At 57.1% G+C, this 26,315-nt stretch carries 22 protein-coding genes; 15 read left to right on the forward strand and 7 right to left on the reverse strand.

The features are described 5' to 3' along the window. The first annotated feature begins 2 nt into the window (after positions 1–2). From ACQY4Z_RS17740 to ACQY4Z_RS17750, 3 genes are read left to right on the forward strand one after another with little or no spacing between them, the layout of a single operon-like run. Positions 3–1,640, forward strand: a complete 1,638-nt coding sequence (locus tag ACQY4Z_RS17740) for a dihydroxyacetone kinase subunit DhaK (RefSeq protein WP_428523454.1) — start codon at positions 3–5, stop codon at positions 1,638–1,640. Positions 1,641–1,690: 50 nt separating this feature from the next. After that, positions 1,691–2,746 (forward strand): sugar phosphate isomerase/epimerase family protein, encoded by a 1,056-nt coding sequence (locus tag ACQY4Z_RS17745; RefSeq protein WP_428523317.1) that lies wholly within the window; start codon positions 1,691–1,693, stop codon positions 2,744–2,746. 9 nt (positions 2,747–2,755) lie between these two features. Beyond that, entirely contained in the window at positions 2,756–3,913 is a 1,158-nt protein-coding gene (locus ACQY4Z_RS17750; RefSeq protein WP_428523315.1) for a Gfo/Idh/MocA family protein, read from the forward strand. Here ACQY4Z_RS17750 and ACQY4Z_RS17755 read toward each other — a convergent pair. From ACQY4Z_RS17755 to ACQY4Z_RS17785, 7 genes are all read right to left on the reverse strand, one after another. Further along, complete coding sequence (locus ACQY4Z_RS17755) at positions 3,828–4,310, reverse strand: phage integrase central domain-containing protein (RefSeq protein ID WP_428523456.1); 483 nt, start codon at positions 4,308–4,310, stop codon at positions 3,828–3,830. The genes ACQY4Z_RS17750 and ACQY4Z_RS17755 overlap by 86 nt on opposite strands. Positions 4,311–4,618: 308 nt before the next feature. Beyond that, positions 4,619–5,950 carry a histidinol dehydrogenase gene (gene hisD / locus ACQY4Z_RS17760; RefSeq protein WP_428523458.1) on the reverse strand — a complete coding sequence of 444 codons (1,332 nt, stop codon included), beginning with the start codon at positions 5,948–5,950 and terminating at the stop codon, positions 4,619–4,621. A 43-nt stretch (positions 5,951–5,993) separates the two neighbouring features. Then, the gene (locus ACQY4Z_RS17765; protein WP_428523460.1) at positions 5,994–6,959 is read right to left on the reverse strand and encodes an ABC transporter permease; all 966 of its coding nucleotides are present in this window, start codon (positions 6,957–6,959) and stop codon (positions 5,994–5,996) included. Then, positions 6,956–7,906, reverse strand: coding sequence for an ABC transporter permease (locus ACQY4Z_RS17770; protein WP_428523462.1), 951 nt, complete (start codon positions 7,904–7,906; stop codon positions 6,956–6,958). The genes ACQY4Z_RS17765 and ACQY4Z_RS17770 overlap by 4 nt, the downstream gene beginning before the upstream one ends. A gap of 12 nt (positions 7,907–7,918) precedes the next feature. Beyond that, a complete protein-coding gene (locus ACQY4Z_RS17775; RefSeq protein ID WP_428523464.1) occupies positions 7,919–9,406 on the reverse strand; it encodes a sugar ABC transporter ATP-binding protein in 1,488 nt (495 codons plus the stop codon). 150 nt (positions 9,407–9,556) lie between these two features. Further along, positions 9,557–10,699: a substrate-binding domain-containing protein gene (locus ACQY4Z_RS17780; protein ID WP_306147373.1), complete on the reverse strand. Its 1,143-nt coding sequence runs from the start codon at positions 10,697–10,699 to the stop codon at positions 9,557–9,559. A 62-nt stretch (positions 10,700–10,761) separates the two neighbouring features. After that, complete coding sequence (locus tag ACQY4Z_RS17785) at positions 10,762–12,624, reverse strand: thiamine pyrophosphate-binding protein (protein WP_428523467.1); 1,863 nt, start codon at positions 12,622–12,624, stop codon at positions 10,762–10,764. Positions 12,625–12,839: 215 nt separating this feature from the next. On the opposite strand from ACQY4Z_RS17785, the gene ACQY4Z_RS17790 reads away from it, so the two are divergent. The 12 genes from ACQY4Z_RS17790 to ACQY4Z_RS17845 all read left to right on the forward strand — a co-directional run bounded on the left by ACQY4Z_RS17790 (position 12,840) and on the right by ACQY4Z_RS17845 (position 26,314). After that, positions 12,840–13,865: a LacI family DNA-binding transcriptional regulator gene (locus ACQY4Z_RS17790; protein ID WP_428523469.1), complete on the forward strand. Its 1,026-nt coding sequence runs from the start codon at positions 12,840–12,842 to the stop codon at positions 13,863–13,865. A 633-nt stretch (positions 13,866–14,498) separates the two neighbouring features. After that, entirely contained in the window at positions 14,499–15,824 is a 1,326-nt protein-coding gene (locus ACQY4Z_RS17795) for an ATP-binding protein (RefSeq protein ID WP_428523471.1), read from the forward strand. Between the two features lie 41 nt (positions 15,825–15,865). After that, positions 15,866–16,813: a HupU protein gene (locus ACQY4Z_RS17800; protein WP_428523473.1), complete on the forward strand. Its 948-nt coding sequence runs from the start codon at positions 15,866–15,868 to the stop codon at positions 16,811–16,813. Further along, entirely contained in the window at positions 16,810–18,243 is a 1,434-nt protein-coding gene (locus tag ACQY4Z_RS17805; RefSeq protein ID WP_428523475.1) for a nickel-dependent hydrogenase large subunit, read from the forward strand. The genes ACQY4Z_RS17800 and ACQY4Z_RS17805 overlap by 4 nt, the downstream gene beginning before the upstream one ends. A gap of 5 nt (positions 18,244–18,248) precedes the next feature. Then, positions 18,249–20,504, forward strand: a complete 2,256-nt coding sequence (gene hypF / locus ACQY4Z_RS17810) for a carbamoyltransferase HypF (RefSeq protein WP_428523477.1) — start codon at positions 18,249–18,251, stop codon at positions 20,502–20,504. A 221-nt stretch (positions 20,505–20,725) separates the two neighbouring features. Further along, positions 20,726–21,820 (forward strand): hydrogenase small subunit, encoded by a 1,095-nt coding sequence (locus ACQY4Z_RS17815; RefSeq protein WP_428523479.1) that lies wholly within the window; start codon positions 20,726–20,728, stop codon positions 21,818–21,820. Between the two features lie 3 nt (positions 21,821–21,823). After that, positions 21,824–23,617: a nickel-dependent hydrogenase large subunit gene (locus tag ACQY4Z_RS17820; protein WP_428523481.1), complete on the forward strand. Its 1,794-nt coding sequence runs from the start codon at positions 21,824–21,826 to the stop codon at positions 23,615–23,617. Between the two features lie 11 nt (positions 23,618–23,628). After that, entirely contained in the window at positions 23,629–23,835 is a 207-nt protein-coding gene (locus ACQY4Z_RS17825; RefSeq protein ID WP_428523483.1) for a hypothetical protein, read from the forward strand. A 9-nt stretch (positions 23,836–23,844) separates the two neighbouring features. Then, a complete protein-coding gene (gene cybH / locus ACQY4Z_RS17830; RefSeq protein ID WP_428523485.1) occupies positions 23,845–24,591 on the forward strand; it encodes a Ni/Fe-hydrogenase, b-type cytochrome subunit in 747 nt (248 codons plus the stop codon). 393 nt (positions 24,592–24,984) lie between these two features. Then, positions 24,985–25,593 (forward strand): HyaD/HybD family hydrogenase maturation endopeptidase, encoded by a 609-nt coding sequence (locus tag ACQY4Z_RS17835; protein ID WP_428523487.1) that lies wholly within the window; start codon positions 24,985–24,987, stop codon positions 25,591–25,593. A gap of 22 nt (positions 25,594–25,615) precedes the next feature. Beyond that, on the forward strand, positions 25,616–25,918 hold the full coding sequence (locus tag ACQY4Z_RS17840) for a HypC/HybG/HupF family hydrogenase formation chaperone (protein WP_428523489.1): 303 nt from the start codon (positions 25,616–25,618) through the stop codon (positions 25,916–25,918). A gap of 12 nt (positions 25,919–25,930) precedes the next feature. Continuing rightward, positions 25,931–26,314 carry a hydrogenase gene (locus ACQY4Z_RS17845; protein ID WP_428523491.1) on the forward strand — a complete coding sequence of 128 codons (384 nt, stop codon included), beginning with the start codon at positions 25,931–25,933 and terminating at the stop codon, positions 26,312–26,314. Position 26,315: the final 1 nt, after the last annotated feature.

Raw genomic sequence — 26,315 nt, forward strand, 5'->3', positions numbered from 1 at the left:
ACATGAAGCAGTTCATCAACTCAAAAGAAACCCTTGTAACAGAAGCCATAGACGGCGCGCTTAGAACCGCGGGTGGTCGATTGGCGAGGTTGGACGGTTATCCGCATATCAAGGTTGTTGTGCGCACTGATTGGGACAAGTCGAAGGTGGCGCTTGTGTCAGGAGGTGGCTCCGGGCACGAGCCGAGCCACGCGGGGTTTGTTGGTCAGGGCATGCTGACGGCGGCCGTATGCGGTGAGGTTTTTGCATCGCCATCTGTTGACGCGGTTTTGGCAGGCATCCTGGCCGTGACCGGCAAGGCCGGATGCCTGGTAATTGTCAAGAACTACACGGGTGATCGGCTGAATTTCGGCCTTGCGGTCGAGCGGGCCCGGGCATTCGGCCTCAAGGTCAACATGGTCATTGTCGATGACGATGTCGCCTTGCCCGATTTGCCCCAAGCACGGGGCGTCGCCGGAACCCTTTTCGTCCACAAGATCGCGGGCGCCTTGGCAGACCAGGGGGCTGATCTTTCGACTGTCACAGAGGCGGCGCAAAAGGTGATTTCCGGTGCGGTTTCCATCGGGATGTCGTTGGACACATGCACGTTGCCCGGGTCTCCAAAGGAGGAGCGGATAGAGGCCGGAATGGCAGAGCTCGGCCTGGGCATTCACGGTGAGGCCGGCGTGGAGCAGGTCGCGTTTTCCAACGCCAAGTCTGCAATGGCGATGGTTGTTGATCGGCTCGAGGCGTCAATTGCACCGGGGCCTCATGTTGCGCTTTTGAACAATTTGGGCGGAACAACACCTCTTGAAATGTCCGTGCTGGCGGAGGAGCTGACCCATTCACGCATCGGCGGGCAAATCCGTTGGTTGATCGGACCAGCGGCCATGATGACATCACTCGACATGCACGGCTTTTCGGTATCACTTCTCCCGGTCAGCAAGGCAGAGGAGGGATTGTTGCAAGCGCCGGTCGCTCCCTGGGTCTGGCCGGGATGTCTGGCGCTCGGGCCAGTGTCCATACTGCCTCTGCCGGATGGATTGGCACCAATTCAACCATTGCCGTCGCCAAACGACAAAACCCGGCAGTTTCTTGAAAGATGCTGCAGCATCCTCATTGAGGCAGAGGATGACCTGAATGCCCTCGATGCGAAGTCTGGAGATGGCGATACGGGCAGCACACTTGCGACCGCAGCCCGTGCGTTGATTAAGGCATTGGATCGATTGCCGTTGGCGGATCTCACCCAACTCTATCGTGCAATCGGCCTGGAACTCAGCCAGACGATGGGGGGATCTTCAGGTGTCCTGCTGGCTATCTTCTTTGCCGCAGCTGGTGACGCTTCCTCCTCTGGCAGCGATGGTATTGGATCCCTGAAAGCTGGACTGGGCCGGATCATGCAAGTCGGCGGAGCCGAACCGGGTGACCGGACAATGATTGACGCCCTTATGCCAGCTTTGAACGTTCTGGATCAAGGGCTTGAGGCAGCGGCCAGAGAAGCCCGGCAGGGGGCTGATGCCACATCCCGGATTACGAGGGCACGGGCAGGTCGGGCGAGTTACGTTTCGGAAGCCAATTTGTCCGGCCACAACGACCCGGGCGCTGAAGCCGTTGCCCGTCTACTGGAGAAGCTCGCAAGCGAAGAAGCCTTGGTGGGCTGACGAAGAACCTTTTGTGGCTCTTTGTGAACTCAATGCTTTGGGAGGTCGTCATGAAAACGATAAAGGGTCCAGCGCTTTTTCTAGCGCAGTTTGCGGGAGATGAGGCGCCGTTCCATTCCTGGGACGCAATTACGAAGTGGGCCGCCGATTGCGGATACAAGGGGGTACAGGTCCCAAGTTGGGACGGCCGGCTCATTGATCTGGAAAAAGCCGCCAGCTCGAAGGGATACTGCGACGACTTTGCCGGACAAGCCCGAGAGAACGGCGTTGAGGTCACCGAGCTTTCAACCCATCTGCAAGGCCAGCTCGTGGCCGTCCACCCTGCCTATGATGCAGCCTTTGACGGTTTTGCAGCTCCGGAAGTCCGCGGCAATCCGGCCGCGCGCCAGGCCTGGGCAGTGGATCAGGTCAAGCAAGCCCTGACCGCCAGCCGCAATCTTGGAATCACCGCGCATGCGACGTTTTCCGGCGCTCTGGCGTGGCCTTACATCTATCCCTGGCCACAGCGACCAGCAGGCCTGGTACAGACCGCATTTGACGAACTTGCCAAGCGCTGGCGGCCAATTCTGGATTATGCGGACGATATGGGCGTCGATGTTTGCTACGAGATCCATCCGGGCGAGGATCTTCATGATGGCGCAACGTATGAGATGTTCCTGGAACGCGTTGACAATCATGCCCGCGCGAAGATGCTCTACGACCCGTCGCACTACGTGCTTCAGTGTCTCGACTATCTCGACAACATCGACATCTACAAGGACCGGATCGGCATGTTCCACGTTAAGGACGCCGAGTTCAATCCGACCGGCCGCCAGGGCGTTTACAGCGGCTATCAGCCCTGGGTTGACCGGGCTGGGCGGTTCCGCTCCTTGGGCGACGGGCAGGTCGACTTCGGCGCCATCTTTTCCAAGATGGCAGCCAATGACTTCGACGGCTGGGCGGTCGTCGAATGGGAATGTTGCCTGAAGCACCCGGAAGACGGTGCCCGGGAAGGCGCGCAATTTGTTGCCGACCATATCATCCGCGTCACTGAAAAAGCCTTTGATGACTTTGCCGACGGCGGGACCGATGACGCGGCCAACCGCAAGATGCTGGGCATTGAATAGGAGCACGACATGGCCATTGAAGGAACAGAAGTCACATTCCAGCGCCCAATCCGCCTCGGCATGGTCGGCGGCGGCAAGGATGCGTTCATCGGCGCAGTTCACCGGATCGCAGCACGGCTGGACAACAGTTTTGAACTGGTCGCAGGCGCCTTGTCCTCAACACCGGACAAGGCCATCGCGTCCGGGCAGGCTCTCGGCCTCAAGGAAGACCGGATCTATAGTTCCTTTGAAGACATGGCCAAACGGGAGGCCCGGCTGAAGGACGGGATCGAGGCCGTTGCCATCGTGACGCCGAACCATGTTCACTATCCGGCTGCCAAGGCATTCTTGAAGCGCGGCATTCACGTGATCTGCGACAAGCCGATGACCTCGACGCTGGCAGACGCCAAAAAGCTGGCCAAGGCGGCCGCAGCCTCACCAGCTCTATTTATTCTCACGCACAATTACACCGGCTATCCGATGATCCGCCAGGCGCGGGAGATGGTTAAAAACGGCGAACTTGGAACAATCCGGGTCATACAGGTCGAGTACCCGCAGGATTGGCTGACGGTCGAACAGCACAACAAGCAAGCCGACTGGCGTACGGATCCTGCCCGGTCAGGTGCAGGGGGTGCAACTGGTGACATTGGAACGCATGCCTACAATCTGGCCTGCTTTGTGACCGGCCTGCGGGCTGAAAGCCTTGCCGCCGATTTGCAGTCCTTTGTTCCGGGCCGGCAGGTTGATGACAACGGCCACGTCATGCTGCGCTTTGACGGCGGGGCGCGCGGCATGCTCTGGTGTTCACAGGTCGCACCGGGCAATGAGAACAATCTCAAGCTCCGGGTCTATGGCGACAAGGCCGGAATTGAATGGCATCAGGAAAATCCGAACTATCTGCAGTACTCGCCGTTCGGAGAACCAGCAAAGCGCCTGACAAGAGGCGGCGCGGGCATGCTGGAGAGCATCGCGCCCACCACACGGATCCCGCCCGGACATCCGGAAGGCTATCTGGAAGGCTTTGCCAACCTCTACCGGGAAGCTGCCGACGCAATCAGGGCACACAGGGAGGGCAAGAGCACGCAAACACTGCTGCCCGGGATCAAGGAAGGCCTCGCAGGCGTGGAATTTGTCGACGCATGCGTAAGATCGTCAGCCAGAAATACAGTCTGGGTGAAGCTAGGATGACAGACTGCTTGTCTGGAACGGTCTCCAGCATCGCCTTGATCTCAGCCTTCGTCGGGATGATGCGATCGGGCGCGTTGCGTGATGCCCTGCGCAGCTTCACGGACAGAGCCACGTTATTATCGATCCACTCGCGATCGAGAGCCTCATTCAGCGCTGAGCGCAAAGAGCGCAGCACCTTGTCGGTCATGGCCCTGGTGTTCTTGTCCAGCATGTCATCCATGAAATCGCGCACGTGTGAGCGGGTGAGGCTGCTTAGCTCGCGATCACCGATAGCTGGCTCGATGTAGTGATCCACGTGATTGCGGTAAGAGCGCAGGGTTGCTCGTTCCAGCTCATTGCGTTCACAGCGCTTGATCCAGGTTTTACATGCGTCACTAATTGTCTTGTTGTTTGTCATTCTGCTTGTCCAAATCTTCGATTTACAAAAGTGTAGGACGGGCGGAAGACGGTGTCGGGTGTTTTTCCAGTCGGGAAATGGAAAAATGAAGGCGCATATCGGTGCCGGATGGAAGTCCTAGAAAAACCGCCACAACGCTTGGGCGATGCCTCTTGGGGTCGGCAGCTCGGCCGAGCCAATCCCCGGAAGACTTCACTTTGGGTATTAGAACTTGCCGGTTTGAGGTGATTGTTCGGATAAGAGTGGAAACGCGGGACGAATGCTCGTCTGCAATAGAGCGCCGGCTCGACCGGCGCTCTATGGTGCATTTATTCGGCGGCTTCTCGATAGGGTGCGCCTTCTCCGTAAGGAACGTTTACACCGCCATATCGGCGGACCCTGACGTTGCATTGTTCTGCATGGCCGACAAAACCTTCAAGCATACACAAGCGTGAACCGTATTCACCGACCATTGTTGCAGCTTCATCGGTGACCACTTTTTGGTAGCTGTGGGTCTTGATATACTTACCCACCCAAAGACCGCCCGTGTAGCGACCTGCTTTCTTGGTCGGGAGCGTGTGATTGGTTCCGATGACCTTGTCTCCGTTGGCAACATTGGTGCGGGGTCCAAGGAACAAGGCACCGTAGCTGTGCATGTTATCGAGGAACCAGTCGTCGCGATCCGTCATGACTTGCACATGCTCTGAAGCGATGTCGTTCGCAACATCCAGCATTTCGTCATATGTGTCACAGACAATGATCTCACCGTAAGTGTCCCAGCTGGCGCGGGCAGTATCAGCCGTCGGAAGAATGCTCAACAGCCGGTCGATTTCCGCGAGCGTGTTTTCTGCCAACTTTCGGGAATTGGTGAGAAGGACGCACGGGCTGTTGTAACCGTGTTCGGCTTGGCCCAAGAGGTCTGTCGCACACATCTCGGCGTCCGTAGCGGTGTCATCGGCGATTACCATTGTTTCGGTCGGGCCGGCAAAAAGATCAATTCCGACGCGCCCATAGAGTTGGCGCTTGGCTTCGGCGACAAAGGCATTGCCTGGGCCGACGAGCATATGAACCGGGTCGATTGTATCCGTGCCGAGAGCCATGGCGCCAATCGCCTGAATGCCGCCGAGAACATAAATCTCATGCGCGCCGCCCATTTTTATTGCCGCAATCACACCTGGATTCGGTTCTCCCTTGAACGGAGGGGTGGCCGCGATGATACGTGGAACCTGCGCAACCTTGGCAGTTGCGACAGACATGTGCGCTGACGCAACCATCGGAAATTTGCCACCCGGAACGTAACAACCAACAGACTGAACCGGGATGTTTCGATGACCGAGAATGACCCCGGGCAGTGTTTCCACCTCAATGTCCAGCATGGAGTCTCGTTGCGCCTGAGCGAACTTGACGACCTGATCGTGAGCGAACCGGATGTCCGCCATTTCTCTCGTTGAAACCTTAGACGTAATGGCTTCGATTTCGCTGTCGGTAAGTTTGAACGCTGGTGGTGAGTAGTTATCGAACTTCTCGCTGAGTTCGCGAATGGCGACATCGCCACGAGACTCGATGTCTTTCAACGTGGCTTCCACGACAGCGCGGGTCTTAGCATCATCTTCTGCGCGTTCATCCACGGGTTTCCCACGTTTGAGATACGTGACGGTCATATCTTTGCGTCCTTTCGATATTGGAATGAGGTTTGTGGAGCCATCATCTCAGGCTCTTTGCGAAGTACGCTGCGGCAGCAACAATGATGACGCCCTTGATCACCATCTGGGCCTGGACCGGCAATCCAACGATAATGACGAGATTGAAGATCAGGACCAAAATCAGAGCGCCTAAAACGGCTCCGAGAAGATTTCCTTTTCCTCCACTGAGAGCGACGCCGCCGACCACGGCTGCAACGATGGAATCCAGCTCATAACCGCGACCGACAAAGTTATCGACTGATCCCACGTATCCGACCAGCAGCAGTCCGGCGATCCCCGCTAGAACAGAACAGATCACGTAGCAAAGTATCGTGATGTTGTGGGAATTGATCCCGACCAGGTCTGCCGACGAGGGGTTGCCTCCCACCGTGTAGACTTTGCGTCCAAACACTGTGCGTTTCAGGACAAAGGAAAGCACAACAAACAAGATTGCGAAGCCGATGACGTTGACAGGAATTCCCAGGATTTGTCCGGTGCCAAGGAAGCGAAAACCTTCCGGCAGAATCCCTGAGGGAGCGCCCTTGGTGTAATAGAACCGCAAACCCTGCAGCACGATCATCATGGCTAGTGTTGCCAGGAACGGCGATACATTTCTCTTGGTCACCAGCCAGCCATTGATAAAGCCAACGACCACGCAGAACGAGATTGCGGAGACGAAGATAACCGGGATCATAGCATCATCTTGCGTATCGAAGGCGGTCGCGATCACAGCCACAGTTGCCATCAAGGAGGCGACCGAAAGGTCAAGCCCCCGCACCAGGATGACAAAGGTCTGACCGATCACCACGATCATGAGCGGGGCCGCTTGCGTCAGCACATCCTGCAAGTTGCTGACCGAGAGGAAAGACGGCGAGATGATGGTTGCAATCGCGATGAGGCCAAGGAATGCACCGGGCAGGATCAGGCTCTTCAGCCGGTCTGGGGTGAGCAAGCCATTTCTGTTGAGAGTGACAGTCTCTGCGGTCATAGCTTCTTACTCCTGTCGACGTAGATGGCAACGGCAACGATAATGATCAGACCCTGGATGACCCATTGAATGAACGTGGACGTGTTCATGTAGTTGAGCAGGTTGTTGAGCAGAGAAATCATGGCCACACCGAGAAGGGCGCCAAGGATGTTGCCTCTTCCACCGCCAAGGATGATTCCGCCTACGATCACCGGTGTGATCGAGGCAAGCGTCAATGGCTCGCCGACAAGTGGGTCACCGATACCGGTCCGGCTCACGTAGTATGTCCCGGCGAGCGCTGCGAAAAATCCAGAGGCGGAATAAGCGAGCATTGTGATGCGATTGTTCCGGATCCCACTGAGGCGCGCGGCCTCCGGGTTGCCGCCGACGGCATAGACCTGCCGGCCCGTCTGGCGATACTTCAGAAACAAGGCGACACCGATAAAACACGCCAGCATCACGAGCCCGGATATTGGAATGCCGAGGATCCGGCCATAGGCAAATTCTTCAAACCAGAAGGGGACACTTCCGGTCGGCTGCAGGGTGTACAGAAGAACAGCGCCTTGCAGCACTGACGCCGTCCCAAGAGTGACGATCAAAGGGTGCACTCCTGTGACAACCGTGATCCACCCGTTGGCAAAGCCAAAGCACGCCCCGAAAGCCAGAACGATGACGATCGCAGGGATCATCATTGCATCATTGCCGCCAACAAGGGCTGCGAGCATTACGTTGGAGGCGGACACGACCGCACCAATGGAGAGGTCAATGCCCCCTACCAGAACCGTCAGCGATTGACCAATCGCGACAAATCCCAGTGGAGCGGCTTGTTCAAAAACGTTCAGGAAGTTCCGCGATGTGCCGAAACGTTCATTGACGAAAAAGCCGGTAACAACAATAACCGCGATAAGGGCGATCACCATGAAGACCGCAGGTTCCGTCCGTCTGAGTTTAAAGACCAGTTGGCTCATGTGGAGATCTCCCTAGGCGGCCTCTTGAAGTGTTGCCAGGCGCATGATGTCTTTCTCGTTGACGTCCTCCCCGGAAAGCTCGCCGGTCATGACGCCTTCGCGCATCACCATCACACGCGAGCAAAGCCCAACGATTTCCGGCAATTCTGAACTGATCACGAGGATAGAGATTCCCTCGTCCGCCAGCTCCCGGATCATCTTGTAGATCTCTACCTTGGCTCCGATATCGACACCCCGAGTGGGCTCATCCAGGATTAGGACGCGGTGGCAGACACGCGACCAGCGAGCGATCAGGATCTTTTGCTGGTTGCCACCTGAAAGTTGCCAGACACCATAATCCGGCCCAGGAACTGCTATGTTGAAACGCCGGATTTCGTCTTCAGCGATTTGGAATTCGTGTTTCCGGTCGATGACCGAGTTGTTCGAGACTTCATTCAGGTTTGGGATCGTGATGTTCGCCGCTGTATCCAGTAAGGGAAGAAGCCCCTGGCCCTTGCGGTCCTCGGTCAGAAAACCAATGCCTCGATCGATCGACTCTCGCGGGGTAGGCTTGTTGTAGTGAGCCCCCATAATGGTGACTGAGCCTGTTTCACGCTCCATCGACCCAAAGATGGCGTGCGCAATTTCCGAGCGTCCGGATCCGACCATGCCGGCCAGTCCGACAACTTCTCCTGGATAGAGTTCAAAACTGGCGGACTTGACCTTGGGCGCCATACGAAGATCTTGAGCGGTCAGAACCGGGACATCATCCGTGCGAGATCTTTTCTCTGGGTAGATATCAGATAGCTCACGCCCGACCATCATTTCCACCAGGCGGTCTTCGTTTATGTCGGCTGTGTTTTCGGTGCCCACATACTGGCCGTCCTTAAGCACACTCACACGATCTGCAATCTCGAAAATCTCCTCGAGACGGTGAGAGATGTAGATGATGCACACGCCCTGTTCCTTGAGCATGTTCACACGTTCAAACAACAAGGCAGCTTCGCGTCCGGAGATCACGGCGGTAGGCTCATCCAGAACCAGAAGTTTCGTATCACCGACCAAAGCCTTGGCGATTTCGACCATCTGTTGGTCTGCAACGCTTAGGTTCTTCAGGATTTCCGAAGGATCCAGATGGTGGCCCAGACGATCTAAGATTTCTGTGGCCCGGCGGGTCATCTCCGGATAATCGATCCGGCCCCAACGACCGCGCGGCTCTTCCCCGATAAAGATGTTTTCAGCCACCGTCATTTCCGGGAAAAGCATCAGTTCCTGATAGATCACATGGATGCCTGCATCCATCGCTTGGCGAGGCGATTCCCAGTTGCGTGCCTCACCGTCGTACGTGATCTCACCTTCTTCGGGGATGTATGCCCCTGCCATGACCTTGATCAGGGTTGATTTGCCGGCTCCATTCTCACCTAGAAGCGCGTGGACCTCGCCAGCTTTTGCCTCAAAGGAAACGTTGTCGAGCGACTTAACGCCGGGAAAAACCTTGGTGATGTTTTTCAGGTTTATCATTCCCATGCTCCTGTCATCAGCCAACAATTGCTCTTAGGCTTTTCGAAACGGTCTGGATGCATGACGAACCGTTTTGAAAAGCCCCGGAAATTCATCCGGGGAGTTGGTGTCGCGGCTGGGCAAGACACTGCCGCGACACTGGTGGGAGGATTAGTTGGGATAGTTCGCGGAGAAGTTCTCCGGATCGTAATCAGCACCAATGCCGTGACCCATGATGTAGGTGCCTGGCTTGTCGGGTTGGGCATAATCTGCCAGCGCAACAGTGCCTTGAATGGTCTCAGTGTTGTGACCTTCAGAGATGATGATCGGGGCAGGGACGTTGAACTGCTTCGGTACGGGCTTGCCGGACAGGATGTCCATAGCAAGATCAACACCGAACCCGCCGATTGACGGTGTGTAGTCGACGCCCGCGAACGGGAAGCCATGCTCCAGCGCAAGCAGATACATCCGGTTCATGTCGCCACCGGTGTGCGGTGGGATGTCTTCGGAGGCAAAACCTGCGCTCAGGAAGGCCTCAACGGAACCAGAACCCTGCAGGCCTGAGTCCGCCCAGACACCATCAATGTCCTTGCCGAAGCGCTGAATGACAGCTGACATGATCGACTTACCGTTGGCCGGGCTCCAGCCAGTATATTGGGTGTCGAGAATTTCGATGCCCGGGTATTTGGCAAAGATTTCACGCGCCGTTTCGAGGCGAGTTTCAGCTGGCGAAGCACCAGCCCGGCCCGGGAGCAAAACGATTTTGCCTTCACCGCCGAGATGCTCTGCAAGCCATGTCGCGCTGTGACAGGCCAGATATGTATCAGACGCGGTAGCAAAGGTGACGTAGTTGTCCTCGTTATTGACTGTGCGAGCAACACTTACGACCGGCACACCACGCCGCATCACGCGGCCCATGATCGGATCCAGAGAGTCAGCTGCTTGCGGGTTCACCATCAGCAGATCAATGTCCTGGTTCAAAAGATCCTGAATGTCGGAGATTTGCTTCGTCGCATCCCCGTTGGCATCCGTGATAATGAATTTCTGCAGTTTATCGGCATGCTTTTCCGCACCGTTTTCAACGGTATGGAAAAAGGTGCGTAGCCAGCCGTCGCGCAATTCCGCATTGGAGAAACCAATCGTATATGGCGGTTCTTTTTTGAACTGTGACGTGTCCATCGTTTCGGATGCTGCCGGTGCGCATTCAGGTGCAGCAGCAGCGGCAGGTGAAACCAGGCCCAAAGCGGATGCGGAGACCAGTGCGCCAACCGCGATTGTGGCTTTGGCACCGAAAATGAAAGCAGAACGGTTCATTGCAGTTTCCTTCCTATTCGAGTTTAAGTAACTGTTTTTGTTTATTTGTTTTGGGTAGAAGATCAGCCTACCGCGCCTTCCGCCTTGACGATCTTCACGTTTGACGTATCGCGACCCTGATGTTGTTCGGCTGCGAAACCAGCGGCGTAATCGTCGCGGACCGCTTGCGGAGCGGTCGGCACTGGCGGGAAGTCCCACCACCCAACGACATTCGATGCTGCGATGCTGACGTCCCTGGTGATCGGAACTTCGACAAGTGCAGGTCCACCGCTTTCGAGCGCCGCCTTGATCGTTGATCCGATTTCATCAACACGCTGAACCTGGGTTGCGAAGTCGAACCCGAAGGACTTTGCGAGCGCTGGAAACTTCACCGAGTAGGGCTCGGAGTTTTCGCCTGGCATTGAGAACTCGGAAATGATGTTCCGCCCCATCAACGCATCCTGGCCGTCCCGGATAGAGATGTAGCCGGAGTTGTTCAGAACCAGGAAGACGACCGGGATGTTGTAGGCCACACAGGTCGCGAGTTCCTGCATGCACATCATGAAGTCACCGTCCCCGATGATGCAGACCACCGGAGCATCGGGCTTGGCAAGCTTTGCGCCGATCGCCGCCGGAAGGGCGAAGCCCATCGGTGAATAACTGCCGGGAGTAATGTGTGTACGCGGCTCGTAAATCGGGAAGTCTTGCTTGGTCGAGCTCTGCGGGTGCCCGGAGCCCACCGTGACAATCCCGTTGCGCGGAAGAACTTTCCGCAATTCCCGCAAGGTGCGAAGCATGGTCGTCGGGATCTTGTCGTGAGAGCGGCGTGGCTCTTGGATTTCATCCCATTCCGCCCAAAGCCGAACGAGTTTGTCGTGATGAGCAGATCTGCGCTCATAGGCCTTTCGGGCCTGCTCGCCCGAGATGCCGGCGTCGATATCTTCCAAAGCCAAGGAGATATCTGAAACGACCCCAACTTCAACCGGATAGTTCTTGCCGATTTCCCGGGGATCAATGTCTACATGGATGAGCTTGGACTCAGGTATGGAGAAGCTCACGCCTTTGCGCCAAGAAGACGCTGACCAGTCAGTGAACCGGCATCCAAGCGACATGACCACATCAGCAGTGCTTGCCAACGTATTCCCCGGAAGGGAGCCGGGCCAACCGACAGTACCAGCATTCATCGGGTGGTCTTCAGGCAGGGCACCTTTGCCGTTCCATGTAAAGACAACCGGAATACCAAGGCGTTCGACGAGACGCTTGAGAGCGGGGCTGGCGTTTGAAGTAATTGCTCCACCCCCTGCGACGATGCACGGGCGCTCTGCGTTTAGGAGTAATTCGATCGCCGCCTCAATAGCCTGGCTATCTGCTCTTTGTCTGCCAGTAGGCAGGCGTTTTTCAAGGTCTTGCACATCGATATCGGTATTGGCCGATTGAACATCGAGCGGAATGTCGACGTGCACAGGTCCTGGACGCCCGGTCATCATCGCATTGAATGCGCGATGCATGATAAAGGGAGCAGAGTCCGGAGTAATCATGTCGAAGTTGCGTTTGGTTACCTGCTCCGTGACCTTTGTGAAGTCCGGAGTGTTTTCCCGGTCCATTTCCTGCATGACGCCGTGCCCACGCATGTGGGTGGACGCAGCGCCCGTAATCAACATCAGTGCAGTTGAATCGCAGTGCGCGTTGGCCAGCCCCATGATCGTGTTGGCGGCGCCTGGTCCAATGGATGTGCAAGCTGCGATCGGTTGACCGGTCACCCGGTAATGGGCATCCGCGATGTGGACCGCTGCCTGCTCGTGCATCGTTTGAACGATAGGTATATCGGAACCTGGATCGTTGAACGCATCGATGAGGTTCCAGTTTCCATGTCCGGGTAAGCCGGTGATGTATGGCACGCCATAGGCTTTCAGCGCCCGGCCGATAAGGTGACCGACGGTTTTCATGCCGCAATTTCCTCCCTTTGCGCAATATTTCCGAAATATTTCCGGAATAACTTGCGCAAGTCAACGGAAAATTGCGGTTGGTAAGCCGCGTTCCGATGCGGAAGCTGCTAACAAGTTGAACAAACAACAGAATGCCGATAAAAATATTTTTCGATGTTTATAGTTTTCCGGGCCGCCAGTGTCCTTTCCCGGAAAGTTTCGGAAAAAGGTGATGCTTGTCCGGCAAAATTACGCTTAGAGATGTTGCGAAAGCTGCGCAGGTGGCTGAATCGACCGCGTCGCGCGCCTTGGCTGGCAGTGGCCAGTTGTCTGAAGACACCCGTCAGAGAATTTTGAATGCCGCAGCAAGCCTCGGCTATGAAGCCTCTGCAAGGGCGCCGACTGTATCTGTTACCAAGTCCGGGCGCCGCGGCGTTATTGGCGTGGTCGTCGCGGCCCTGCACAACTCATTCTATCCGTACCTTCTCGATCGTCTTCATAATGAGCTCGATGATCTCGGGTTCGATATGGTGCTGATCATTGACGAGATCACGCGCGACCGGGCGGGCCGTAAACTGCGGTCTTTGCTGGATATTCTTGATGGTGTGATTGTTACCACTGCCATGATCGATTCCCCCATGGTTGAATTCCTGAAAGACCGTGAAATGCCTACGGTTCTCGCGATCCGTTCGAACCAGAAGGGGGACGTGCATGTTGTCGAGAGCGACAATTACTCTGCAGGAGCGGAGGCAATGTCTCATCTTTTGTCGCTCGGTCATCGCCGGATCGGATTTCTCATGGGACCGGACACGACATCAACGACAGCCGGTCGCCTTGAGGGGGCCAAGGCTGTGCTTAAGAATGCCGGCGTTCCTTTTGAAACTGATCTGATGCACCATACGGAATTCACGCACGAAGGCGGCTATTCGGGCTGCATCCATTTGCTGCGATCAGAAACCCCGCCCACAGCCATTTTTTGCGCAAACGATGTGATTGCGATCGGTGCTCTGGATGCCGCGCAAAAGATCGGTCTGAAGGTTCCAGAAGATGTCTCTATTATTGGCGTTGACGACATACCCATGGCCAGCTGGAGCATGATTTCGCTGACGACAGTCCGGCAGCCCATCGGCGAAATCGGTTCGATGGCCGCAAAACTGATTTCTGAGGCGGTGAGGGATGGCGGCGATGGCAAGGCTAAGCATCATATTTTGCCGACCAGCCTCGTAATGCGCGCGACGACTGGGGTGGCAAAGGAAGATTAAGTAGCATCAAAAACTATTTGTTCTCGCAAAAGGATATCGCTCATTTGGCTTTGTCCCTGCTTAGACAGTTTTACCATGCAGGCTGAGTTTTTTCGCAGAAGAAAGCGCTGTGAATGACAGTATTTATCCTTTCTCCGAAACCAATGGATGGAAGTCCTAGAGAAACCGCGATGACGCCTGGGTGATGCCTCATGGGGTCGGCAGCTCGGTCGCGCCAAACCCCGGAAGAAGGCGGACACAAGGACGGCTAATCTCGGCCCGAAGCGGACAACCGGAGCCAAGCAAGAAAAGCACATATCACGATTGTTTTCCATCCACCTCATTTATGGGCGGACTTGCTCGCTGCGGATGAGTTGCGGCCTGGACAGTCCAAAAAGAAACTAGAGATCTGGCTTTTTTCCTACGCGCTATACATATTCGGGTTGGTATCGGTTTTTTTTGGCATTTCAATATCTACACATGCAGTCTTCAGAGCCGAAGCAATCTCGCATTCGGGAACAGCCCGTGGCGTTTGGCGAACGTATAATTTTATTGCCGGTACTTGCGCCGGATCGCAGGGCATTTGCGTGAGCAGCTTTTTGAGCGATACTCAAAATAGATCTTAGACTAGGAAATTGGATCCGCCGGAAAGACATGATGCAGCGTTCCGAAGAAGCTGACCCAGGATACGAGTTTAATGATAACGCGTGGGCGAAGGTTCTTGAGGCGGTCGATCAGACCTATACTGAGCTTGTCGCCTATCAGGAACAGCTGGAGCAAAAGAACAGTCAGCTGGAGGAGCTCAGACAGTTTCTGAGCTCTGTCATGAGCTCGGTCTCCGACGTACTTGTCGTGGTCGATCGTGGACGTGTGATCGAGCAAACCGGTGGATCTTTCGATCGGTTGGCTAGCGGCAACAGAACCGACTGGTCCGGCAAGTCCTTCGATGATCTGGTCCACCCAGGCTCATTTCCTATTTTCAAGGAAACAATTGAGCGCGCGATTTCCACCCATGAGCGGGCTGTGGTCGAAATCGATATCGAAACGGAAGACGGTGATTCACCGTTTGAACTCAGTATCGCTCCTCGTCTGAACGAGCGCGGCAAGAGTGTTGGTGCAGTAATTGTCGGCCGGCCATTGGGCGAATTGCGGCGAGCCTACTCGGAGCTTGAGGAAAGCCACGTCACGCTCAAGGAAACGCAAGCGCAGCTGGTGCGAAACGAAAAACTGGCAGGTCTTGGACGTCTTGTTGCAGGTGTTGCGCACGAGTTGAATAATCCGATCAGTTTTGTCTACGCCAATACGCATGCATTGGAAAAATCCGCCACCAAGCTTGAGACTTACTTCAATGCGGTAACGGGCGGGGCTCCCCGCGATGAATTGATCACCTTGCGCCAGGAACTCAGACTAGACCGGGCTGTGTCGAACCTTAGGACTGCAATTACCGGTGCAAAAGACGGTGCTGAGAGGGTGCGAGATATTGTGGAGGATCTGCGCCGTTTGTCGGCAGACGGCAGCGGAGAGTTAGTTGACTTCGATCTAGTAACGACTACTCGTCTTGCCGTTGATTGGGTCGCACGTGGCACCAAAACCCCGGTCAATATTGTGTTCGAAAAAGGTGATGCACCGATTGCTTACGGTAATCCCGGACATGTGCAGCAGATCGTTATGAACCTTGTGCAGAACGCGATCGATGCGCTCGCAGCGATAGACGAGCCACAGATTACTCTCTCCCATAAAATCGACGGAGATTGGGCGATACTCAAGGTTTGTGACAACGGGCCGGGAATCCCTTCTACGATTGCAACTTCGGTTTTTGATCCGTTTTTCACCACCAAGCCGGTCGGCAAGGGAACCGGGTTGGGATTGTCCATTTCCCACAAGATTGCCCAGGAGCATGGCGGAGACCTGACGCTATGCGAACCCGAAACCGGCGGAAGTTGTTTTTGCCTCAAGTTGCGGAGAAAGCCGGCCCCATGAATGTTTTGTGGCTTCAATCGGCCGGTTGCGGCGGCTGCACCATGTCACTTCTGTGCGCTGAAAGCCCGAATGTCTTCGATCTTCTGGACGGCGCCGGCATCACGTTCTTGTGGCATCCGGCGCTCTCAGAACAAACCGGTGGCGAAGTCCGTCGACTTCTGGAGGCGGTCGAGAGCGGTGCCGTGGAGCTGGATGTTCTGTGCGTCGAGGGGGCGATTGCCACTGGTCCGAAGGGCACAGGCCGGTTCCATATCTTGTCCGGAACGGGACGCTCGATGCTCGATTGGGTAAAGAGTCTAGCGCCAAAGGCCCAGCACGTGGTGGCGGTCGGAACTTGCGCCACGTATGGCGGTATTCCGACTGCCGGCGGTAATCCGTCCTCTGCGGTCGGTGTTCAATATGACGGCCATCATCCGGGGGGCGCCCTGTCCGCGGATTTCCGGTCCGTGGGCGGATTGCCTGTCATCAATGTTGCCGGCTGTCCGACCCATCCGGATTGGGTGACGGAAACCCTATTGTTGCTCGCCTCCAATTCCCTGAGCGCAGAGGATCTGGACAGTCTTGCGAGGCCGAAATTCTACGCGGACCATCTGGTCCATCATGCGTGTCCGAAAAACGAGTTCTATGAATACAAGGCCAGCGCTACGAAACTGAGTGAGCTGGGCTGCATGATGGAAAATCTGGGCTGCGTCGGTACCCAAGCCGTTGGCGACTGCAATATCCGCGGCTGGAACGGCGATGGCTCCTGCACGCGGGCCGGATATCCGTGCATCAACTGCACGGCGCCGGAGTTCGAAGAGCCGCGCCATCCGTTTACGGAAACGCCTAAATTCGCCGGGATCCCAATTGGCCTCCCGTCAGATATGCCGAAAGCCTGGTTCATGGCGTTGGCGTCGCTGTCGAAGGCCGCAACCCCGGACCGGATTGCCCGCAACGCGGTGTCCGACCGGATCGAGGTTCCGCCCAAGCCAAAGGCCGGCAAGGCATGAGCAGCCGGAATTTGCTGGTCGGACCGTTCAACCGCGTCGAAGGCGATTTGGAAATCCGGCTGGAAGTCGCGGACGGGAAGGTGTCGGCCGCCTTTGCCAATTCCCCGCTTTATCGCGGATTCGAGCCCATGTTGCTCGGCAAGGCGCCGATCGACGCCCTGACCATCACACCACGCATATGCGGGATCTGTTCCATCAGCCAGTCAGCGGCCGCAGCTGCTGCGCTTGGATCGGCCGCTGGACGGCCGCCCGCGCCCCAGGGCGCACTGGCCACGGCGTTGCTGCATGCCATTGAAAACGTTTGTGATCATCTCACCCATTTCAATTTGTTTTTCATGGCTGATTTCGCGCGGCCCTCTTACGCCGGGCGGGACTGGCATCCCCGCGCACTTGAACGGTTCACGGCCATGCAGGGCTCGGCGGTCCGGCAGGCCGTGGAAGCGCGGGCGCAGCTTTTGCATATCGTTGGGCTGCTTGGAGGCAAGTGGCCGCACACACTTGCGATCCAGGCGGGAGGCGTCACCCGTGCGCCGACCGCCCGGGACAAGGTCCGGTTCGCCTCGACCCTTGCCGCCTTCCGCCGGTATCTTGAAACGGTCGTGTTTGGAGCGCCTGTCGAAGCGTTCGCCGAGCTTGCCACTGCTGAGGCGATCAGCTCCTGGCCGACCGGCGATGCGGGCCTTTTCATGGAAATCGCAGCGGATCTGGAACTGTGCAAGTTGGGCCGCGGCCCGGACCGGTATTTGTCCTATGGTGCGTATCCGTTGGCAGAGGAACGCAGTTTCGGACCCGGTGTATGGGCAGGTGGCAGGACCGCAGCCTTATCGACCGAGGATATCCGGGAAGATCTCAGTCACGCGTGGATGCTGGGAGAAGAGCGTCATCCGGCCAACGGGCAGACCGTTCCGGACGAAGAGATGCGGGAAACCGCCTACAGCTGGTGCAAGGCGCCGCGCCTTGCCGGCCAAACCATGGAAACCGGAGCTTTCGCGCGCCAGGTGATCGATGGACACCCAGCGGCGGTTGAATTGGCAAAGCTTGGTAGCAGTGTGCTTTCGCGGGTCGCCGGACGACTACTGGAAATCGCCAGGACGCAAATCCTAATGGAAAACTGGGTCAAATCAGTCACGCCTGAAGCGTCATTTATGAGTGATGTTCCCGTGCCTGAGAACGGTACCGGTAAAGGTCTGGTGGAAGCCGCGCGCGGTGCACTCGGTCACTGGGTGCATATCGAAAACGGGCGTATTGCGGGCTATCAGATCATCGCTCCGACCACGTGGAACTTCAGTCCGCGCGATTCCGCTGGGCATCCAGGGCCGGTCGAAGCAGCGCTCGTGGGGGCTCCCGTTGGAGAGGGCGAGGACACGCCCTTATCGGTGCAGCACATCGTGCGCAGTTTTGATCCCTGCATGGTGTGTACGGTGCATTGATGGGCATGCGGGACGGGCTCCGCATCCGCATTCGCGGCCAGGTTCAGGGCGTTGGCTACCGGCCCTTCGTCTGGCAGCTCGCATCCCGGCTCGGCATCAAGGGCACCGTGATGAATGACCCGGAAGGGGTGCTTATTCATGGTTTTGGTAACGCTCTGGCCGCCTTTGTGTCCGCGCTGGAGACCGAAAAACCGCCCCTGGCACGGGTCGATGCGGTGGAACCCGAACCATTTGTGTTCAGCGAACCGCCAACGGATTTCCAGATTGTCAAAAGCGAAGGGCAAGGCGCTGAAACGGCTGTCACACCGGACGCGGCCACTTGCGAGGACTGTGTCGCCGACATTTACGGACCCGATCCGCGCCGGAGTGGTTATGCCTTTACCAACTGCACCCATTGCGGACCGCGGTTCACCATCCTGAAAGGCGTGCCTTACGACCGGAAAATGACGTCAATGGCAGCTTTCCGGATGTGCGATGACTGCTCCCGGGAATACAAGGATCCGGCGGACCGCCGCTTTCACGCCCAGCCGATTGCCTGTTCGAACTGCGGCCCGAAGGTCTGGGGCGAGGCCGATGGTGTCCCAACAGACGAAGACCCGATCCAATGGGCCGCACAGCGACTGCTCAACGGCGATATTCTGGCGATCAAGGGATTGGGTGGCTTTCATCTGGCCTGCGACGCCACGAAGCCCGAGGCCATCGCCACCCTGCGGCGCCGGAAGAACCGCCCAGCCAAGCCGCTGGCGCTGATGGGGCGCTTGGCAGATGTCGAGCGATACGCCCGGACCGATCCCGAATCATTGGACCTGCTCAAGGACCCGGCCGCCCCAATCGTCTTGTTGCCGATGGCAGAAACCTTGCCCGAGGATCTCGCACCCGGACAGACAAAACTCGGCTGGATGCTGCCCTACACACCACTGCATCATTTATTGCTGGACGCTGTCGGGCGGCCACTGGTCATGACGTCCGGCAATGTATCCGGCGAACCGCAGGTGATTGGTAACGAGGAGGCAAAGCAAAAGCTCGGTCATCTCGCCGACGGTTTTTTGCTTCACGACCGGGATATCGAACGCCGTCTCGACGACAGCGTGGAACAGGTGACCAAACACGGGATCATGTGCCTGCGCCGGGCGCGGGGCAGGGTGCCGGAAACACTGCCCCTGCCGGACGGGTTCGAGCATGCCCCGCAGGTCCTGGCCTTTGGTGCCCATCTGAAATCTGCAATCTGCTTAATCAAGAACGGGCGGGCGCTGCTGTCGCACCATCTCGGCGATCTGGACGAGGCGTTGACCTTTGACGAGTTCTGCAAGGCAGATTCAGATTACGCGGCCTTGTTCGATCATCAGCCGGAAGTGTTTGCCTGCGATCTGCATTCTGGCTACCGGTCGTCCCAGCATGCGGAAAGCCGCGCCGGTGAAATGCCGTTGATCTCGGTTCAGCACCATCATGCCCATCTTGCCGCCTGCATGGCGGACAATGGCTGGCCGCTTACCGGCGGCGCTGTGGCGGGCATCATCCTGGACGGTTTGGGGCTCGGCGCAGACGGCTCCATTTGGGGCGGTGAACTGCTGCTGGGCGATTATAATGATTTCAGTCGGGAGTTTTTCCTGGAACCAGCGCCGCTGGTTGGCGGTGACGCGGCCCAGCGCCAGCCCTGGCGGAACGCAGTGATGCGGCTTGATCGAGCGGATCTGGGAACAGCCGCTGACCGCCTGTTTCCAGACCAGCCCGTGGCGCTGATCCGGCAGGCGGCCTTAGCCGGGATCAATTCGTTTGCTTCCAGCTCGGCAGGCCGGTTGTTTGACGCGGTCGCTGCTGTCCTTGGGCTGTGTCCCGAGGAACAGACTTTTGAGGGCGAAGCCGCCATGCGACTGGAAGCTCTTGCCGCATCAGCGCCAGAGGATCTTGATCGTCCTTACGAGTTTAGGCAAAGTGGCGATCAAATCACCACCGCAAGCGTGTTCAAAGCGATTGTCGCAGATCAGGACCATGGTGTCCCGGCAGCCGCCATCGCCGCAAGGTTTCATGCCGGACTGGCCCATGCCTTTGCGGCGCCCGCCCGATCGCTAGTCGCCTCGGGCCGTGCGCGTGCCGTGGCTTTGTCCGGGGGGTGTTTTCAGAGTGTCACCCTGCTCAACGCCTGCATGAAAGCACTTCGGGGTGTTCCCGTCTTGGTCCACCGAACGTCGCCGGCGAATGACGGCGGTGTGGCGTTGGGACAATCCCTTGTCGCGGCGGCGCGGGTCCTCTCGGAGCGGTAACTCAATTGCCATCCAGCGGAACGAGCGGTTGTTTGGTAACCGCTCGACTGGGCGGAATTTTAGCCCGTTCCTGCGTATCATTTTGAAATATATCAAATAAAAAAATAATGCGGTTTCTCGTGTCAACGCTTTGAAACGTCCGGCCAGCCCCTTCAGGCTCCAATGATGAAAGATGCCGGTGTTCACTCCGGTGTCCAATGCCGTTGGTGGAGGAGACATTCGTGGCCGATATTGAAACCTTTTACGACGTGATGCGCCGACAAGGGATCACCCGGCGCAGTTTCATGAAATACTGTTCGCTGACCGCGTCGGCACTTGGGCTCGGACCTGCGTTCGTTCCCAAGATTGCGCATGCCATGGAAACCAAGCCGCGGACACCGGTCATCTGGGTGCATGGCCTGGAATGCACTTGCTGCTCGGAGAGCTTCATCCGGTCTGCGCATCCGCTGGCCAAAGATGTGGTGTTGTCGATGATCAGTCTCGATTACGACGATACCCTCATGGCCGCGGCAGGTCACGCGGCTGAAGCGGCCTTTGAAGACACCATTCAGAAATACAAGGGGCAATACATCCTCGCCGTCGAAGGCAATCCGCCGCTGAACGAAGACGGCATGTTCTGCATCACCGGCGGCAAGCCGTTTGTCGAAAAGCTGCGTTATGCAGCCAAGGATGCCAAGGCGATCATCAGCTGGGGGGCCTGTGCGTCCTATGGCTGCGTTCAGGCGGCCAAGCCGAACCCGACCCAGGCAACGCCCGTCCACAAGGTGATCCTGGACAAGCCGATCATCAAGGTGCCCGGTTGTCCACCGATCGCCGAGGTCATGACCGGTGTCATCACCTACATGCTCACCTTTGACCGTCTGCCTGAACTCGACCGGCAGGGCCGGCCGGCGATGTTCTACGGACAGCGCATTCACGACAAATGCTACCGCCGCCCTCATTTCGACGCGGGTCAGTTCGTTGAGGAATGGGACGATGAAAATGCGCGCAAGGGCTACTGCCTGTACAAGATGGGCTGCAAGGGGCCGACGACCTACAACGCCTGTTCCACGATCCGCTGGAACGATGGCGTCAGTTTCCCAATCCAGTCGGGCCACGGCTGCATCGGCTGTTCCGAAGACGGCTTCTGGGACCAGGGAACGTTCTATGACCGCGTCACTGATCTGACCCAGTTCGGTGTGGAATCCAACGCCGATCAGGTCGGGTTTGCCGCGGCCGGCGTGGTTGGCGCCGGTGTTGCCGCCCATGCCGCGATCTCCGCTCTCAAGACCGCCCAGAAGAAAACCCAGTCACAGCCCAGCAAAGAGGAGGCCTGATCCATGGTTGTCCAGACACCCAACGGCTTCGATCTCGACACGTCAGGTCAGCGGATCGTGGTCGATCCGGTTACCCGGATCGAAGGTCACATGCGCTGCGAAGTGAATGTCGACGATGAAGGTTACATTCGCAACGCCGTTTCGACCGGCACCATGTGGCGAGGTCTTGAGGTGATCCTGAAAGGCCGCGATCCACGCGATGCCTGGGCGTTCACCGAACGGATTTGCGGCGTTTGCACCGGGACGCATGCGCTGACTTCCGTGCGTGCGGTCGAGGACGCGCTCGGGATCACGATCCCGGATAATGCCAACTCGATCCGCAACATGATGCAGCTCAATCTGCAGATCCACGATCACATCGTGCACTTCTACCACCTACATGCGCTGGACTGGGTGAATCCGATAAATGCTTTGCGGGCCGATCCCAAGGCGACCAGCGAGCTACAGCAGGCAGTCTCACCGAGTCATCCGTTGTCGTCGCCGGGATATTTCCGGGATGTGCAGAACCGATTGAAACAGTTCGTTGAAAGCGGTCAGCTGGGTTTATTTAAAAATGGATATTGGGATAATCCCGCTTATCTGCTGCCGCCGGAAGCGGACCTGATGGCGACCACACATTATCTCGAAGCACTGGATCTGCAGAAAGAGGTCGTCAAGGTCCATACGATCTTTGGCGGCAAGAACCCGCACCCCAACTGGCTGGTGGGCGGCGTGCCCTGTCCAATCAACGTGCATTCAACAGGCGCGGTCGGGGCGATCAACATGGAGCGTCTGAACCTGGTCAGCTCTATCATCGACAAGTGCATAGAGTTCAACAAGAACGTTTATCTACCGGACGTTATTGCTATCGGCGGGTTCTACAAGAACTGGCTCTATGGCGGGGGGCTCAGTTCCAAGGCTGTTTTGGCCTATGGCGACATTCCTGAGCATGCCAATGATTTCTCTCCGGAGCAGCTCTACCTGCCGCGCGGCGCGATCATCGATGGCGATTTGACGACCGTCCATGATGTCGACGTGCGCGATCCGGAGCAGATCCAGGAGTTCGTGGATCACAGTTGGTACGACTACGGTGAGCCGGGCAAGGGCTTGCATCCCTGGGACGGCAAGACCGAAGCCAAGTTCGAGCTGGGGCCGAACCTTAAGGGCAGCAAGACCAACATCAAGCAGATTGATGAGGGCGCCAAATACAGCTGGATCAAGGCGCCGCGCTGGCGGGGCAATGCAATGGAGGTCGGCCCGCTTGCCCGCTACATCGTGGGGTATGCGCAGGGGCATGAAGATATCTCCGATCAGGTCAACGGACTTCTCAGAACAATGGACCTGCCGGTCGATGCCTTGTTCTCCACTCTCGGGCGCACGGCGGCCCGGGCGCTGGAAAGCGAATACTGCGGCAGACTGCAGAAGCATTTCTTCGACAAGTTGATGACCAACATCAAGAACGGCGACGAAAGCACTGCCAATGTCGCCAAATGGGACCCCTCAACGTGGCCGAAGGAAGCCAAGGGCGTGGGCATGACAGAAGCTCCGCGTGGTGCGCTTGGCCACTGGGTGAAGATCAAGGATGGCCGGATCGAGAACTACCAATGTGTCGTGCCGACCACCTGGAACGGTTCGCCCAGGGACAGTCAGGGCAACATCGGCGCCTTTGAGGCAAGCCTTATGAACACCAAGATGGAGCGCCCCGAAGAACCAGTCGAAATTCTGCGAACTTTGCACAGTTTCGATCCGTGCCTGGCCTGTTCCACCCATGTGATGTCCCCGGATGGGGACGAACTCACCACCGTGAAGATCCGCTGAGGAGACTGGACATGAAATGTTTGGCGATTGTTTCTTATCTACTGTCCGCCACTGCGGCTCTTGCCCATGGTGGCCATGAAAAGGCTTGGGTCGAAGGCGATGTCCATTGGCTGACCTCGGCCGACCATCTGGTGCTGCTGGTCCTCGGGGCCGCAGCGGCCGGGATTGTGATCCATGCAGCTCTGCGGTTTGTGCGCAGGGTTCTGGTCAGGTCATAGGAGGCTCCCATGGCAGACATGTTAGGCGACCCTCTGGCCGGAACGCATGCCGATCCGGAGGATCTCTCCAGCGCCAGCCGTCAGACCAGTGTTTATGTCTACGAAGCGCCGGTTCGGATCTGGCACTGGATCAACGCCGCAGCGATCCTGGTCCTGTGTGTGACCGGATACTTCATCGGCTCTCCTCCGCCAACCATGATTATCGCCGAGGCGACCTACCAGTTCGTGTTCGGATACATCCGCTTTGCCCATTTTGCGGCCGGGTGGATCCTGGCGATCGGCTTCCTGGGCCGAATGTACTGGGCTATTTTCGGTAACCACCATGCTCGGCAGCTATTCTACGTGCCGTTACTCAGTGGTTCTTGGTGGCGCGAAGTCTTGTTCGAGATCCGCTGGTATCTGTTCCTAGAAAAGGAACCCAAGAAATACGTGGGTCACAATCCGCTCGCGCAATTAGCAATGTTCTGCTTCATCACCCTTGGGGTGAGTTTCATGATCATCACCGGCTTTGCCCTTTACGGCGAAGGCCTGGGTCATGGAAGTTGGGCGGATGTGATGTTCGGTTGGGTGTTCACGCTGGTCGGCGGCAACAGCATGCTGGTGCACACCTACCATCACCTGGGCATGTGGTGGATCGTGATCTTCATGATCATTCACATCTACGTGGCCATTCGCGAGGACATCATGAGCCGCCAGTCCATCGTTTCGACGATGATTTCCGGACATCGAACCTTCAAGGATGACAAACCGGACTGAGGGTTCGTCGTTTGCGGTGACAAAAACCAGTGGCAGTCCAAAAGGTCTGCCACTTGTTGTTTGTGGGGCCCTGTCCCAGCGAGGCCCTGACAGCCCGGAGCCCTCGGCAAGTGTCAGTTTAAAAGTCTAATCCGGTTAGAGGCCCAATCGGATGCAGCATTCTGAGTTGGATTTGAATATGTAAAAGATGTATCCGGAAATTAGGATTGTTGGAAACTTTTCTTCCGGAGATGTAAATCTGTCAGATGCCTGGATCTCGAATAATGACGGAAAAACAATTGATTACAAAATATTTCCGCAAATTGAACTAAGTCATTTGAACACAGAAAAACCCGCGATACTCTCAATCCTAGATGAAGTGGAAAGCAAATAACCACGGCCTTGGGAGGGGACATGACGGGGCAAGTGCTCATTCTCGGTATCGGCAATGTGCTTTGGGCAGATGAGGGGTTCGGTGTCCGTTGCTTGGAAGCGCTCGCCGAAAGCTGGGCGTTCGACGATACGGTCCAGCTCTTGGATGGCGGGACCCAGGGGCTCTATCTGCTGCCGTTTCTGGAAGCCGCAGACATCCTGCTTGTTTTTGACGCCATCGACTACGGTCTCGAACCGGGCACCCTGAAGATTATCGAGGGCGACGAGGTGCCCCGTTTCATGGGCGCCAAGAAGATGTCTCTTCATCAGACGGGCTTTCAGGACGTGATCGCTACGGCGCAGCTCATGGGCTATTGCCCCGAAACCCTTATCTTGATTGGCTGCCAGCCGGAAGAGCTCGAAGATTACGGCGGCGGATTGCGTCCGGCTGTTGCCGACCAGATCGTCCCGGCGGTGAAAATCGGACTTCGCAAACTCTCCGAACTCGGCATCGAGGCGAAGCCTGGAAAGGGCGACACGCGGTTGCTCGCGGATCCGTCGATCTTGCGCGGCGCCTATGAGGCGGGACGGCCATCTGCGGAAGTTGCCTGCCGGACCGGCGATGACCGTTTTTTCCCGGTCAGCGAGTAGCCCCATGTGTGTCGGTATACCCATGAAACTCATCGATATTGATGGCATCGCCGGCAAAGCGAGTGATGGCAAGTGTCACGAGATCGTTGATCTTTCGCTGACGCCTCAGGCTGCTGTTGGGGATTGGGTACTCACCTTTCTAGGGGCGTCCAGAGAAGTGATCAGTGCTGATGAGGCTGAGAAGATTTCCGCTGCTCTGGCCGGTCTGCGCGCTGTGATGGCAGGAGGGGCAGTGGGTGACGCCTTTGCCGATCTTGATGCTGCAGAACCGCAATTGCCCAGTCACTTGCAGGCGGCGCTCGATGCCGGCCGAACGACCGCTTGAGGAGGACCCGTTATGACCCACCCGCTCATTGCCCGGCTGACCGACGACTACGGCTGGCCAACGTTGACGACCATGGCCGAAGTGGCGGCCTTTATCGAAGCGCCCGGCGACCATGTTCTGTTCGTACCCGGTGACCCGTCCCGCAATCTGGAGACGGCGGACGTTGCGGTGATCCTGCCTGAACTTCATCAGGCATTTCAACGCCGGTTCGACTGCGCGGTTGTTGCCGATCCGGTCGAATACCAAGTGCGCGAGGCCGCAGGTGTCCTGAAAACGCCGAGCCTACTGTTTTATCGATCAGGGAGTTTTGCCGGCGGAATACCTAAGGTTCGCGATTGGCACGAATATGTCGAGCGCATCACCCAGATCATCGCCGCACCGATCGCAGCTGAATAAG

Source organism: Roseibium sp., from assembly GCF_965276855.1.
In the GTDB taxonomy this organism is placed as follows: Bacteria; Pseudomonadota; Alphaproteobacteria; order Rhizobiales; family Stappiaceae; genus Roseibium.

Coding starts and splice junctions, on each gene's coding strand:
- ACQY4Z_RS17740 (WP_428523454.1), top strand. CDS start 3: ATGAAGCAGTTCATCAACTCAAAAGAAACCCTTGTAACAGAAGCCATA.
- ACQY4Z_RS17745 (WP_428523317.1), top strand. CDS start 1,691: ATGAAAACGATAAAGGGTCCAGCGCTTTTTCTAGCGCAGTTTGCGGGA.
- ACQY4Z_RS17750 (WP_428523315.1), top strand. CDS start 2,756: ATGGCCATTGAAGGAACAGAAGTCACATTCCAGCGCCCAATCCGCCTC.
- ACQY4Z_RS17755 (WP_428523456.1), bottom strand. CDS start 4,310: ATGACAAACAACAAGACAATTAGTGACGCATGTAAAACCTGGATCAAG.
- hisD (WP_428523458.1), bottom strand. CDS start 5,950: ATGACCGTCACGTATCTCAAACGTGGGAAACCCGTGGATGAACGCGCA.
- ACQY4Z_RS17765 (WP_428523460.1), bottom strand. CDS start 6,959: ATGACCGCAGAGACTGTCACTCTCAACAGAAATGGCTTGCTCACCCCA.
- ACQY4Z_RS17770 (WP_428523462.1), bottom strand. CDS start 7,906: ATGAGCCAACTGGTCTTTAAACTCAGACGGACGGAACCTGCGGTCTTC.
- ACQY4Z_RS17775 (WP_428523464.1), bottom strand. CDS start 9,406: ATGATAAACCTGAAAAACATCACCAAGGTTTTTCCCGGCGTTAAGTCG.
- ACQY4Z_RS17780 (WP_306147373.1), bottom strand. CDS start 10,699: ATGAACCGTTCTGCTTTCATTTTCGGTGCCAAAGCCACAATCGCGGTT.
- ACQY4Z_RS17785 (WP_428523467.1), bottom strand. CDS start 12,624: ATGAAAACCGTCGGTCACCTTATCGGCCGGGCGCTGAAAGCCTATGGC.
- ACQY4Z_RS17795 (WP_428523471.1), top strand. CDS start 14,499: ATGATGCAGCGTTCCGAAGAAGCTGACCCAGGATACGAGTTTAATGAT.
- ACQY4Z_RS17800 (WP_428523473.1), top strand. CDS start 15,866: ATGTCACTTCTGTGCGCTGAAAGCCCGAATGTCTTCGATCTTCTGGAC.
- ACQY4Z_RS17805 (WP_428523475.1), top strand. CDS start 16,810: ATGAGCAGCCGGAATTTGCTGGTCGGACCGTTCAACCGCGTCGAAGGC.
- hypF (WP_428523477.1), top strand. CDS start 18,249: ATGCGGGACGGGCTCCGCATCCGCATTCGCGGCCAGGTTCAGGGCGTT.
- ACQY4Z_RS17820 (WP_428523481.1), top strand. CDS start 21,824: ATGGTTGTCCAGACACCCAACGGCTTCGATCTCGACACGTCAGGTCAG.
- ACQY4Z_RS17825 (WP_428523483.1), top strand. CDS start 23,629: ATGAAATGTTTGGCGATTGTTTCTTATCTACTGTCCGCCACTGCGGCT.
- cybH (WP_428523485.1), top strand. CDS start 23,845: ATGGCAGACATGTTAGGCGACCCTCTGGCCGGAACGCATGCCGATCCG.
- ACQY4Z_RS17835 (WP_428523487.1), top strand. CDS start 24,985: ATGACGGGGCAAGTGCTCATTCTCGGTATCGGCAATGTGCTTTGGGCA.
- ACQY4Z_RS17840 (WP_428523489.1), top strand. CDS start 25,616: ATGAAACTCATCGATATTGATGGCATCGCCGGCAAAGCGAGTGATGGC.
- ACQY4Z_RS17845 (WP_428523491.1), top strand. CDS start 25,931: ATGACCCACCCGCTCATTGCCCGGCTGACCGACGACTACGGCTGGCCA.